The organism is Paenibacillus sp. LjRoot153 (assembly GCF_964253085.1).
In the GTDB taxonomy this organism is placed as follows: Bacteria; Bacillota; Bacilli; order Paenibacillales; family NBRC-103111; genus Paenibacillus_E.
Window position 1 is genome coordinate 4,406,853 of the sequence record NZ_CAXUQH020000001.1, and the last position, 12,895, is coordinate 4,419,747.

Genomic DNA, 12,895 nt, shown 5'->3' on the forward strand with positions numbered 1-12,895 from the left:
AATGATGGAACGACGTGACTGGAAGCAAGTTGAGCTATGGAAACATGTGACAGATGAGCAATGGAATGATTGGCTATGGCAGCTGACACATACCATTCGTACGTTAGATGATCTAAAGAAGGTCGTGAATTTAACTCCTGAGGAAGAGGAAGGCGTTCGTATATCAACGCAAACGATTCCTTTAAATATTACGCCTTACTATGCCTCCTTGATGAATCCCGATGACCCGCGATGCCCGATTCGTATGCAATCCGTTCCGATATCTGCCGAATTATTGAAAACCAAATACGATCTTGAGGATCCCCTTTTCGAAGATGAAGATTCCCCTACACCCGGACTAACACATCGATACCCTGATAGGGTGTTGTTCTTGGTAACGAATCAGTGTTCCATGTATTGCAGATACTGCACGCGCCGCCGTTTCTCTGGTCAGGTAGGTATGGGCGTTCCGAAAAAGCAGCTGGATGATGCGATTGCTTATATTCGAAACACGCCGGAAGTACGGGACGTTCTGCTGTCTGGTGGGGATGGCTTATTAATTAATGACAATATTTTGGAGTATATTTTGAAAAATTTGCGGGCAATCCCCCATGTTGAAATCATAAGGATCGGCACTAGAGCGCCTGTTGTTTTCCCACAGCGAATTACAGAGCATTTGTGCAATATGATCAAAAAATATCATCCAGTTTGGTTGAATACGCACTTTAATCATCCTTTGGAAATTACGGAAGAAGCGAAAAAGTCCTGTGAAATGCTTGCGAACGCTGGTGTTCCGCTTGGCAATCAATCCGTGATTCTCGCTGGCATCAACGACAGCACCTATATTATGAAGAAGCTTATGCATGATCTGGTGAAAATACGTGTGCGTCCCTACTACATTTATCAATGTGATTTATCCGAGGGCATCGGTCATTTCCGTGCACCCGTTTCCAAGGGGCTTGAAATTATTGAATCCCTTCGTGGCCACACTTCAGGGTATGCGGTGCCCACCTTCGTTGTTGATGCACCCGGCGGTGGCGGGAAAATTGCACTTCAACCGAACTATCTCATCTCACAAAGCCAGGATAAAGTAATTCTGCGCAATTACGAAGGTGTTATCGTGGGTTACCCCGAGCCGAAAAACTATATACCAGGCCGTGCAGACGAATATTTCAACGAAATATACGGCGTCCAAAAACAGCCGGAAAGCACCGGCATTATTGCGCTCATGAAAGATGAAAAATTTAACTTAGTGCCAGAAAATTTGCGCCGAATTGGTAGAAGGAAGACGTATCAGGAAACACCCGATCACTTGTCACTGAAGGATCGTCGACCTATGCGCGATGAAATGAAGGATAAATTGATGAAGGCTCAGCAGAAAGAGAAGAAAGTGAGTGCAACAGAGTTGCCAGTTGAGTAGTTGGATTTCCTGCTGCTCAACAGAACTCCCGATTGAATAGCTGGATTTCCTGTAGTTAATTTGGCTGAAATGGCCCTCGTGAGGCAGATAACTGGATTTCCTGCAGGTAATTCAGCGATATTTCCCCAGAATGCCTCAAATTGACTGAAATAACTGGAGATTTTTCAGCTAAATTCAAATTAAACGGGATCGAGTTGAGATTAGCTGTAGGTTTGCTCTTCTGTCAAGAAAGTGGACGTCACTAAGTTATGCGACCTGCTGGTAGTATAGCTGCTCAAATTGCTCAGGTGACATGTAACCAATTGTGCTATTCGACCTTGTCCTGTTGTAAAAGAACTCAAGATACCGATACAGCTTCTGCTGAGCTTCTTGTTTGGTCTTGAATTTTGGGTTGCTATAGATGAATTCACGCTTCAAAATGCTATGAAATGCCTCAATACAGGCATTGTCATAACAGTTTCCTTTTCGACTCATACTTGGTGTTATCCCGTAGTTTTCGAGCTGTTTGCGGTACTCTTTGGACGCATATTGAGAACCTCGGTCGGAATGGTGAATCAGGTCTTCTCTAGGCTTCTTCACGCTATAAGCCTTCTTAAGTGCATCTAAGACGAGATCCGTTGTCATTCGGTCACACAGTTTCCATCCAACAATTTGCTTTGTGTAAAGATCTAATATGCTTGCAAGGTAGAGCTTTCCTTGACGGCATGGAATGTAAGTAATATCTGCTACCCATTTTTCATTTGGCTTCGTTGCAGCAAAATCTTGCTGAAGGAGATTGGGCGCAATCGGCTGGTCGTGGTTAGAATCCGTTGTTTGCACTCTGAATTTACGTGCCATGCAGGAGCGTAACCCTTGTTCACGCATAATAAGGCCGACCGTCCGTTCCGATACGCACAAGCCTTCCTTTAGAAGTTCTTTGTGTATACGTGGGCTGCCATAGATTTCATGCTTCAGTTGAAAATAGTATTTAATACGATCTGTTAGTTCCTCTTTACGCTTGCACTGCTCAGAGACGTCAGCTGTTTTCCATTTGTAATATCCGCTCTTGGACACTTTTAAAACGTTGCACATCTTCTCCAATCGAAACTCAGAGCGGTGATCTTCAATAAACTGAAATCTCAGTTCCTTTCTTTGCTGAAGATGTGCATGGCCTTTTTTAGAATTGCGATCTCTTCCTTGAGATCTTCGATTTCCCGTTTCTGATCATCAATGAGTTGAGACTGCTCGCGGAGGTTTTCCACTTTGTTCACAGGCTCATGATCAAACTCACGGTATTTCCCCAGCCAATTTCGAAGAGTACCAGGATTAACATTCAACTCGTCCGCGATATGCTCTAAGGATTTAGTCTGCTCTTGCACATACTTTACAGCTTCACGTTTAAAAGTTTCATTATATCGTTGTCTTGATTCGCTCATGGAGAGACACCTCTTAGTTAATTGTTAAGCTTATTATTACTTCTACACTAAGAGACGTCCACTTTTTATTCTAAGTGCAGTTTTCCAGTTATTGTGTCAAAGTGCGCGAGGTACACCTGCTGGGAGCAAGTGAAAACGCCAATATATACAAAAAAGCACCCTTCATAGGTGCTTTTTGTGTATATTTGCTTCCATTCCCTCCCATCCACACCACTGAAGGATGGTCAATGCGATAATCTCCGCAGCTTCGAACACATGTTCCAGCACGATGTGCTCATTCGGATAATGCGCAACCTGTGTGATGCCTGGGCCGAATACGACACAAGGCGTCTCACCAATCTGGGTGAGCAATCCGCCGTCCGTCCCCCATGGTGAGGCTTCAATCACGGGTTCTTCCTGTTTAACCGCACGGAATTGCTGCATGAGCACCTGCATCAAAGCATGTTCGGGATCGACGCTGCCTGGTACCCATTGCGCGCCGAACCATTCCACACTTGGTGGATGGGCTTCGAACCAAGGGTCTTTCTCACTCAGCCTCACCATCCATTGACGCATTTCCTCTTTTGCGACATCAAGCGTTTCCTCCGGTGCGACGCCCATTCGCCCCTCCAGCTTAACGGTATCGGCAACGGACGATGGCCAATTGCCTCCCTGTATCACGCCGATATTAATCGGGATCGGGATCGGGTTATTCGCATACAACGGATCTGTGATCCGTGCATTTCTTTCTTCCTCGAGTTCCCGAATGTGTTGAATCACAATCATACTTTTCTCAATTGCACTAACGCCCTCATACCTCGTTCCACCATGAGCCGAACGCCCTTTTACCTCTATACGGAACCACATAGAGCCCTGCTGCTTGGGGAAAATACGCATATTGGTAGGCTCCGGAATGAGCGCCGCATCGGCCTTATAACCTTTTACAATGGCAGCTAAGGTCCCCGCTCCTCCGCTTTCTTCTTCAATGACACTTTCGAAAATAATATCGCCTTTCAACTTTATTCCGAGACTCTGAACAGCCTCGATCGCCATAAGCAGAGAGACATTCCCGCCTTTCATATCCGTTGCCCCGCGACCATACAACTTTCCGTCCACCACATGACCACTAAATGGATCGTCATGCCATTGCGCTCGATTTCCTTCTGGCACGACATCCATGTGACCATTTAGTAAAAGAGAACGCCCTCCTCCAATACCTTTCAAAACACCAACAACGTTCGGACTCCCTATAAACTGGTTTCTAGGGGAACAAAAATACTTATGTGACGCCAGCGCCTCGCCATCCGGTTCCCATAGATCAACGTCAAGCGCTAGCTCCAGCAATTTGTCGGCGATGAGGAATTGAGCTTTCTGCTCATTCCCTTGCGTACTGGGTATTCTTACTAGTTTCTGAAGAAAATCTGTGCCTTCCTCACGATGAAGACTTATCCATTCATGAATTTGCTTTTGCAACTCTACACGCTTATTAGGCAAAGGAATTCCCTCCTTCAAGCCTTTGTCTGACTCATTATGGGATGTACAGAATGGTATCGGGAATAAGTAAGGCAGCTTCCGTATGTCGAACAACTTCATCAACCGTATGGGGCAGCATGACTTCTTTTAAAATCAAACCTTGCTCCGAAACCTCCATGACAGCCATTTCCGTAATGATCAATTTCACACAGGCCACTGCCGTTAGGGGTAAGTCGCACTGTTTTTTAACCTTCGACTCTCCATTTCGATTTACATGGTTCATCAGAACGATGACTTTTTTAGCTTTTTGCGCAAGCTCCATCGCCCCACCGATTCCCGCCACACGTTTCCCTGGTACGATCCAATTCGCGAGATCCCCTCGCTCACTCACCTCTAATGCCCCGAGGATCGTAATATCTATACAGCCTCTTCGTATCATGGCAAAAGCAATCGCACTATCGCAGTAGGAAGCACCATGATGAATCGTGATGGGATATCCGCCTGCGTTGCACAGAAAAGCATCTTCTTCGCCAGGAATTGGCGCGCCTCCAGCACTCAATATCCCATTCTCTGCATGAAAAACAACATGAATGTCTTCAGGCACATAATCGGCAACCTTCGTCGGGATACCGATACCTAGATTTACGGCCATGCCATTCTTCAATTCTTGAGCAGCCCGCTTTGCTATTCGGTCGCGGGTTTCTTTTCCCATACCCATTCCCAAGTCACCCCTCTGCTCAAGATCACCATATCCACGAAAATGCCTGGCGTGACAATACTTTCAGGGTCCAGCTCACCGAGCGGTACAATCTCATCGACTTCGGCGATCGTTATTTTGCCAGCCATGGCGACGAGTGGATTTAGATTTCTTCCGCTTTTATCGTAGATGAGATTCCCGTATGGATCAGCTTTTTTGGCATGCACGATAGCAACGTCTGCTGTCAAAGCCGGCTCTACCAGGAACGTTTTCTCGTCGATGGAAACGGTGTCCTTTCCTTGCTCCATGATGGTTCCGACTCCGACATCCACCAAGATCCCGCCCAGCCCGACACCGCCGGCCCGAATTTTTTCACATAGCGTTCCTTGCGGGTAAAAGACGACCTCCATGGTGCCCTGCTCCATCATTTGACCAACGTTAGGATTAGAACCGATGTGCGAAGCGATCACTTTCTTCACACGTCCTGCCGTTACTAAACGCCCAATACCGATGTGGGGAAATCCCGTATCATTTCCAATAATGGTTAGATCCTTGACGCCATTTTGAAGGATGCCCTCGACTAATGTTGGTGGCGTTCCGATCCCTCCAAATCCGCCGAACATCAACGTACACCCATCTGATATCGTTTGAAGCGCTTCTTCCAAGCTTCTCACTTTGCCGTCGCCTTCGTTCACTCGTGCGTTCTCTCTTGGCACCATCATATCTCCTCCGATGCGGATGGGGTAATCTCCGCCATGACTTCCCGAATGGATTCAGCCAATATCCGGACAAGTTGGTCGATTTCCTCCTCGGAGATGACCAAAGGCGGTGCGACGATAATCGCATCCCCCTCCCCGTCCACCGCGCCAGCAGCAGGGTAAACAAGCAACCCTTTCTGAAAGGAATTCTCGATGATCCGCGACGTAACACCTAATCCAAATGGGAATGGTCGCTTGTCAGACCGATTCGCAACAAATTCGATGGCTAGAAGCAGCCCTTTGCCTCTCACATCACCGATCATCTCAATCCCATTTGCCAATTGGCGCAGCGAGTTTAACAAATAATCACCTTTGATCTCTGCGGCACTGACTAACTGATGCTTTTCGATATACGAAAGTACCGCTAACGATACAGCCGCAGATTGCGGATTGGCGCTGTACGTATGGCCAGACATGATACTTTTGGTGCCCTTTAGAATGGGCTCCATCACATGATCTTTGACAAGTGTGGCTGCCATCGGCGTATAGCCAGCGCTCATCCCCTTGCCCAATGCCATGAGATCCGGTTCAACCTCGAAATGCTGCATGCCGAACATAGCTCCCGTTCGGGCAATACCTGTCATGACCTCATCAGCGATGAATAAGATGTCATGCTGTTCACAAATAGCTTTTATCTTCTTGTAGTAGCCCTCTGGCGGAACAATAGCTCCCCCTGCAGCTCCAATAATTGGCTCTGCGATGAACGCGGCGATATGTTCAGCTCCGATCCGCTTTATCGCCGTTGCCAAATCGTCTGCACATGCCAATTGACAGTCCCCTACGGTTTTACCTAACGGACAGCGGTAGCAATAAGGCGGCATGACGACAGGAAAATCTTCTAATAAGGGGACAAACCTCCTTCTTCTCAGGACATGTCCTGACATCGAAAGTGCACCTAGCGTGATACCGTGATAGCTCATTCGCCTTGAGATCACTTTATTTTTGCCTAGCCTACCTTTCTCCTGCCAGTGCTGAATGGCAATCTTCATCGCTGTCTCCGTAGCCTCTGAGCCGCTATTCACGAAGAAGGTCCAGTAATCGTTGCCAGGGGCTAGATCGCTTAGTTTTTCTGCCAGCTTCTCCGCGGGCTCACTGGTAAACTGTGAACGATAGACGAAGGACACTTTGTTCGCTTGCTCCATCATCGCATCGATGATTTCTTGTACCCCGTGTCCTATTCCGGCTGTCACTGCTCCCGAGCAACCGTCGATATAGACTTTGCCTTGATCATCGTAGAGATAAATCCCTTTCCCATATTGAATCGTGGGATACTGGTGATCCAAAACCGGTTTGATGACATGCTCCCGCTTCATAAGGCACCCCCACAGATCACTTATCGCTACGTTTCTATTTTAGAAACATATTTTTTACACGCGGAGCCTTTAACAGATCTTCATAGCGAAATGTGGTTCCAAGCCCAGAAACATCATGCCAATACAACGTCTCTTCAATTTGCTGTGCGGTGCTTTCTAACACATAAGTACGGCAGTTGGCGCATTCGATTGCGGGAATTTCAAGTATTTGAACCGCTAGTCTCCCATCGGGCATAATCCAGTAGCAATCTTTCACGCTTTCACGGATATCTTCCGTTTCACACCACATGCAATTCATATGCGTGCATCCTCCCTCATATGGTATAGAACATTCTTACGCCTAACGGTAATCATGCAATAAAGATGCCAACTTTTCCGCAGTGGTATTTGAGCACTTCGTAGGCTGAATATGCAGGTAAAGCCGCAAAAATTTTGGCAGTTGTTAAAATTTTGCTGCAAATTGAGAGGTAAGGGGGATGCTGGATGCCAAGTGATCTGCCAACCTATACGAATCAAGTTGAGAGCGGTACCGATTATACGATTATGTTTTGCCTTGATGTTATGAATAAAAGGTTACGGGTAGATGACTATTCGGGAAAGATTGATGTCATTTACAGGCGAATAGTTGATATAGCCAAAAAACATGCTTTGACTAAGGCTTTTATCAAATCACGAGAAGTGGATTGGCAGGCTTTATTATCAATGGGCTGTATGATGGAAGGCATTTATAAAGGGTATTTTAATGGAAGTGATGCTTATTGTATGGCCATGTATAATGACCTAGAGCGCCGGACTAGCGACTATTGGCTAGAAGAAGATCAGATTCTTCAGCAGGTACTTTCTTTACCGGTTAAGCACGATCATCCATCGGTTCCGAGCAACATGAGTATGCGCCTGGCTCGACTGGAGGATGCGGATCAACTCTCCCGTTTATATAGCCTTATCTTTCAGACCTACCCCACACCTATGAATGATTCCATGTATGTGGAGAAAACCATGCGGGAAGGAACGATCTATTATCTCGTCGAGTCGGAAAATCAACTCATAAGCGCCGCTTCCGCAGAGATCAATTCGGTCTATGCGAACGCCGAAATGACGGATTGTGCAACGCTTCCGGCTTATCGTAATCAAGGACTCATGCGACTACTTATACATGCATTAGAAGCTGAATTGATCTCACGGAATATCACTTGCTCTTATTCTCTATCTAGAGCTCTTTCTTTCGGTATGAATGCCGTTTTCTTCCAAATGGGGTACCGTTATTACGGCAGACTTACGAAAAATTGTGATATTTATGATAAATTTGAAGACATGAATTTATGGGCCAAATCATTATAGTGAAATGCTAGCAATTGCGAGCACTACCCTCCCTTCAAACTATATGCGTTTTCTTCTCACAGAAGACGAAATGCCGAGTTCTTCCCGATATTTGGTAATCGTGCGACGGGAAATGGAGATGCCCTCCTCCTTCATTAAATCAGCCAGCTTTTGATCGGAATATGGCTTTCTGGAATTTTCGTCACTAATCCATGTCTTGATTCTCGTTTTAACATGTTCCGAAGAAGCGGAATCACCCATGTCCATTTGCAGCCCGGAGGGAAAGAAATATTTCAGTTCGAAGATGCCCCAAGGTGTTTGGGCGTATTTCCCTGCTGTAGCGCGACTTACCGTTGATTCATGAACGCCTAATTTATCAGCAATCTGCTTTAAGGTCATAGGTTTGAGATGTGCAGTTCCTTTCCAGAAAAAATCGTTTTGCTCCTCTACGATGGCTTGCGTTACTCGGAATATCGTTTTTCGTCTTTGTTCCAAACATTTCAGAAAGAAATTCGCGGCATGTAATTTACCGTTGAGAAACTTGGTTACCTCGTTATTGTCGCTATTCACTATGGCCATTCGTTCATAATAACCATTAACCGAAAGTCGGGAAGAAGCTGCTTGATGGAGCAGCACAACGAGATGCTCCCCTGCTTTTTCAATAATGACTTCCGGAATGATATAAGGAACCGTTTCAATATGAAAGGCTGCGCCAGGTCTAGGATTCAGTCTTTTGATGACATCAATCGCAGCCTGAATTTCTTGTGTGGACACCTGCAGTATCGTCGTTAATTTATGAATGTGGTAATTCGCAATATCGTTCAAATGTTTCTGAATTAATAGAGAGACTAATGGAAAGCAATCAGCCATCGACTGGACCTGAAGCAGCAGACATTCTCTCAAATCTCTAGCCCCAACGCCGCGGGGTTCCAAACTCTGCAGGATCCCTAACGCACGTTCCACCTGAGAAAGCTCTATCTTACATACATCAGAAATTTCAGGTAAGGTGGAGCCTAAATACCCATTATGGTCTAAATTCCCAATCATAAATGAGACCGTATGTCGAATGGATGGCGGTATTTTTTTTATAAAGCCTAATTGCTCCTTTAAATGCCTCTCCAGGGATACCTCGTTCGATGCGACGTGAAGTAAAGGGTCATAGTTGTAATCAGTTCTTCTAGTGCCATGGAAAAATGGAGACGTGAGGTTGTTAGCGTCCCCTTTATTGCCGGATATTTCCAATACCGGGTTTTCAGTTACCTCATGTTGAATAACTTCAAGTAATTCCGGTGTCGAGAGCTTGAGGATCGTTATCGCTTTTCGAAGTTGGGGCGTCAAACGCATTTTCGCAGTTTGCTGTTGAAACATTCCGTATCCTGGGCGCATGCGTATCACCCCTTTTTTCGTTGATGCTTCTATATGTATTCATTGTTGATTACTTTTAACCAAATCCGTGTATATTGTCTGATGAAGGCGGACATAATATTTTATGACGGTGACGCAGTGGTGAGGTGTTGTGTCGCAGACAATTTACACAAGGGAATTTGTTATTGAATCCATATGGAGGCGAGGAGATGTGCCGCATACCACTTACTGTAGTATTTGTACTGCAATGATGTGATGAGGTAGTTACCGAGCGAAGTAAGGTTCAAGGCAAGAGCTCCATCAATCAACGCACCGTCAAGAGGCTGTCCGATAAGTAGATTCGTCTACTTTAGGGCAGTCTTCTTAATTTTAAGAACGCAGATTCACTAATACCGACTCAAGGAAATCATGCTTTACGAAATATATAGCATCAACAGAAAGTATGAGGACTACAACCATGAGGATTAGAAATCGGATCTTGCGAGGTACCCATATTGCGTTACTGAGCATGCTGCTGCTCCATGCAACAACTGTTAAGGCTGGGGAGAGTGAGTCGCCTGCTGTGTTTTTGGACGGGCTTCCGCTGTCCTTTCAGACACCTCCTGTTATTGATGAGGGCTTTAGCTTCGTTCCTATGCGAGCCCTTTTTGAAGCTGAGGGAGCAACAATTTCATGGGATGAGAAAACACGTACAGTTTCAGCCGTGAAAGAAGGCGTCACCGTTACCTATCAAATCGGAAACACATATGCTTTTAAAAATAAAGAACGGCTAGAGCTGCCCGTGCCTGGCAAAATTATTGATGGGTTCACCATGATGCCATTGCGATTTATTAGTGAAACGCTTGGTAATCTCGTGAAATGGCATGACTACTCTCGCTCGATTACCATCTCATCCGTTCACGACTATGAAACCTCGATCCTTTATGGTGTCAACTTACGAGACATGCCAGCAAAAGATAACGATATCCACGTTCTTCGTATGCTTTCGAAAACTGAAAAAATCCACGTTATTCGTGAAATCAACCCTGATTGGTTAGAGGTACAAACACAAGACGGTACAATAGGTTTTATCTCCTCTGCCCCGATGTATTCAGATTACTCGATCTCATCGAAGGCGGCGAAGCAAGCGGATGCGTTAATTACTTTCGGTTCCAAATTTATTGGAACACCTTACGAGTTCGGTGCCGCTTCAGGGCAGACGAATACATTCGATTGCTCGTCTTTCGTTCAGTACGTTTTTAGTCAAGTATTGTCAAAGAATTTGCCTCGCGTCTCCTATGACCAAGCGCTGCAAGGGAAAGAAGTCAAGCTTGATGACATTCGCAAAGGGGATCTCCTCTTTTTCACAGCACGTGGGCTCGATATTGGTCATGTAGGTATCTATGCAGGAAATGGTCGGATCCTTCAAACGTATTCCAAAGAGGATGGCGTTCACTTCACGGCATTCGATGAGAAATGGAAGAAGCGTTTTGTTACGGCTAGGAGATTGTTCTAACTAAAAATGCCCTTTTCGGGCCTTAAAGTAGGCGAAATCGCCGCAAAGGCAGCGAACCGAGACAAATAGCGCCCTTTTTGGGCGCTATTGTCCATTCGCGAGTGGTCGTGGGTGTAGGTAAGGCCCTTTTCGGGCCTTAAAGCAGGCGAAAAAGCCGCTTAGGCCGCGATCCGAGACTAATAGCGCCCTTTTGGGGCTCTATTGTCCATTCGCGAGCGGTCGCGGGTGACGGTAAGGACCTTTTCGGGCCTTAAAGCCGGCGAAACGCCGCTTAGCCGCATACCGGGACAAATAGCGCCCTTTCAGGGCGCTATTGTCCGTTCGCGAGCGGTCGCGGGTGACGGTAAGGCCCTTTTGGGGCGCTATTGTCCATTCGCGAGCGGTCGCGGGTGCTGTAAGGCCCTTTTCGGGCCTTACAGCATCCTTCGCTGCCTTCGCCGGCTACCTTGTTGCATAATAAAACTACAGAACGCACTCTTCCTCTATTTCCATAATGATATTAGGAAGCTCATCGCGGAACTGTGTCCAATCTGCTAGCATCTCAGCATCTGTCAATAAACATGCATCAAGGGATGTACGAATTCCATCACGATCCATATCAATGCCGATGAAAACAACTTGATTGATCCGATCCCCATAGGTGTCATCCCAATGTGTGATAGCATCGGCATCTTCTTCCAGAATAGCTGTTCTTTCCTCTTCAGGAAGCGCTGAAATCCAATAGCCCGAAGTTCCAAACCGGATAGATGGTCCAGCTTGGCTGAGGCTTTGAGCGTAATTATAGCGCGTTGCCAGCCACATGATCCCTTTGGATCTGACGATTTCTGCTGGCCAATCTGCCATCCAAGACATCAGTCGTGAGGGCTCGAATGGTCGAGCTCTTTCATACACGAACGAGGAAATGCCGTATTCTTCCGTTTCAGGAGTATGCGTTTGTTTCTCCAATTCTCGCAGCCAACCAGATGACGTGCTGGCTTCATTGAAGTTAAACAGCTGTGTATTCAGAATTTCAGAAGGAGCTACCTGTCCGTGAATAGCGCGAATAAACTTAGCCCTCGGCTGCAGTTTGCGGAGCACCCCTTCCAGCTCATTCAATTCCTCAGCTTCCAACCTATCACACTTATTCAAAATTAGAATATCACAAAACTCAATTTGATCGATCAGCAGATCAACAACTTCTCGCGTATCGTCATCTCCTACGGCTTGACTACGTTCAAGCAGCGTTTCTCCAGAGAAATAATCTGTCCAAAATCGGAAAGCATCAACGACAGTAACCATACTGTCCAATCGACATAGTTGGCTAAGATCGATTCCTTGCTCTTCGTCCGAATACGTGAAGGTTTGAGCTACAGGCAGCGGTTCACCAACACCCGTTGATTCGATCAGAATATAATCAAATTTGTTTTCCTTGGCAAGTCGTTCAACTTCCTTCAACAGATCATCTCGCAAGGTGCAGCAAATGCAACCGTTGGACATTTCAATTAAGCTTTCTTCGGTTCGTGAGAGACCATTGCCTTGTCTGATGAGATCCGCATCGATGTTAACCTCACTTAAATCGTTCACAATGACCGCTACTTTCAAGCCATCTCGATTATGTAGAATATGGTTTAATAAGGTTGTTTTCCCGGCTCCCAAATAACCGCTTACTACTGTAACAGGTATTGTCTGCATGGACAATGTCCCC

12 protein-coding genes are annotated in these 12,895 nt (G+C 46.0%); 3 read left to right on the forward strand and 9 right to left on the reverse strand.

Annotation, left to right across the window (positions count from 1 at the left end):
• The first annotated feature begins 4 nt into the window (after positions 1 to 4).
• A complete protein-coding gene (ablA, locus tag ACSQ8P_RS18835) occupies positions 5 to 1,399 on the forward strand; it encodes a lysine 2,3-aminomutase (RefSeq protein WP_436236573.1) in 1,395 nt (464 codons plus the stop codon).
• A 246-nt stretch (positions 1,400 to 1,645) separates the two neighbouring features.
• On the opposite strand, the gene ACSQ8P_RS18840 is transcribed toward ablA, so the two are convergent.
• The 7 genes from ACSQ8P_RS18840 to ACSQ8P_RS18870 all read right to left on the reverse strand — a co-directional run bounded on the left by ACSQ8P_RS18840 (position 1,646) and on the right by ACSQ8P_RS18870 (position 7,332).
• Positions 1,646 to 2,521 carry an IS3 family transposase gene (locus ACSQ8P_RS18840; RefSeq protein WP_436239439.1) on the reverse strand — a complete coding sequence of 292 codons (876 nt, stop codon included), beginning with the start codon at positions 2,519 to 2,521 and terminating at the stop codon, positions 1,646 to 1,648.
• A complete protein-coding gene (locus tag ACSQ8P_RS18845) occupies positions 2,518 to 2,814 on the reverse strand; it encodes a transposase (protein WP_436233768.1) in 297 nt (98 codons plus the stop codon). Before ACSQ8P_RS18845 ends, ACSQ8P_RS18840 begins: the two co-directional genes overlap by 4 nt.
• Before the next feature lie 162 nt (positions 2,815 to 2,976).
• Entirely contained in the window at positions 2,977 to 4,287 is a 1,311-nt protein-coding gene (locus ACSQ8P_RS18850; protein WP_436236574.1) for a peptidase, read from the reverse strand.
• Positions 4,288 to 4,321: 34 nt separating this feature from the next.
• Positions 4,322 to 4,984 carry a 3-oxoacid CoA-transferase subunit B gene (locus tag ACSQ8P_RS18855; RefSeq protein WP_436236575.1) on the reverse strand — a complete coding sequence of 221 codons (663 nt, stop codon included), beginning with the start codon at positions 4,982 to 4,984 and terminating at the stop codon, positions 4,322 to 4,324.
• Positions 4,951 to 5,682 (reverse strand): CoA transferase subunit A, encoded by a 732-nt coding sequence (locus ACSQ8P_RS18860; protein ID WP_436236576.1) that lies wholly within the window; start codon positions 5,680 to 5,682, stop codon positions 4,951 to 4,953. Before ACSQ8P_RS18860 ends, ACSQ8P_RS18855 begins: the two co-directional genes overlap by 34 nt.
• The gene (locus ACSQ8P_RS18865) at positions 5,682 to 7,034 is read right to left on the reverse strand and encodes an aspartate aminotransferase family protein (RefSeq protein WP_436236577.1); all 1,353 of its coding nucleotides are present in this window, start codon (positions 7,032 to 7,034) and stop codon (positions 5,682 to 5,684) included. Before ACSQ8P_RS18865 ends, ACSQ8P_RS18860 begins: the two co-directional genes overlap by 1 nt.
• A 34-nt stretch (positions 7,035 to 7,068) precedes the next feature.
• Positions 7,069 to 7,332, reverse strand: a complete 264-nt coding sequence (locus ACSQ8P_RS18870; RefSeq protein WP_436236578.1) for a YokU family protein — start codon at positions 7,330 to 7,332, stop codon at positions 7,069 to 7,071.
• A 185-nt stretch (positions 7,333 to 7,517) separates the two neighbouring features.
• Here ACSQ8P_RS18870 and ablB point away from each other — a divergent pair, with 185 nt between their 5' ends.
• On the forward strand, positions 7,518 to 8,372 hold the full coding sequence (gene ablB / locus ACSQ8P_RS18875) for a putative beta-lysine N-acetyltransferase (RefSeq protein WP_436236579.1): 855 nt from the start codon (positions 7,518 to 7,520) through the stop codon (positions 8,370 to 8,372).
• Positions 8,373 to 8,411: 39 nt separating this feature from the next.
• Here ablB and rpoN read toward each other — a convergent pair whose 3' ends face one another.
• Positions 8,412 to 9,719 (reverse strand): RNA polymerase factor sigma-54, encoded by a 1,308-nt coding sequence (gene rpoN, locus ACSQ8P_RS18880; protein WP_436236580.1) that lies wholly within the window; start codon positions 9,717 to 9,719, stop codon positions 8,412 to 8,414.
• A gap of 454 nt (positions 9,720 to 10,173) precedes the next feature.
• Between rpoN and ACSQ8P_RS18885 the strand changes: the two genes are divergently transcribed.
• Positions 10,174 to 11,211 carry a stalk domain-containing protein gene (locus ACSQ8P_RS18885; RefSeq protein ID WP_436236581.1) on the forward strand — a complete coding sequence of 346 codons (1,038 nt, stop codon included), beginning with the start codon at positions 10,174 to 10,176 and terminating at the stop codon, positions 11,209 to 11,211.
• Between the two features lie 462 nt (positions 11,212 to 11,673).
• Here ACSQ8P_RS18885 and ACSQ8P_RS18890 read toward each other — a convergent pair whose 3' ends face one another.
• Complete coding sequence (locus ACSQ8P_RS18890) at positions 11,674 to 12,882, reverse strand: GTP-binding protein (RefSeq protein WP_436236582.1); 1,209 nt, start codon at positions 12,880 to 12,882, stop codon at positions 11,674 to 11,676.
• Positions 12,883 to 12,895: the final 13 nt, after the last annotated feature.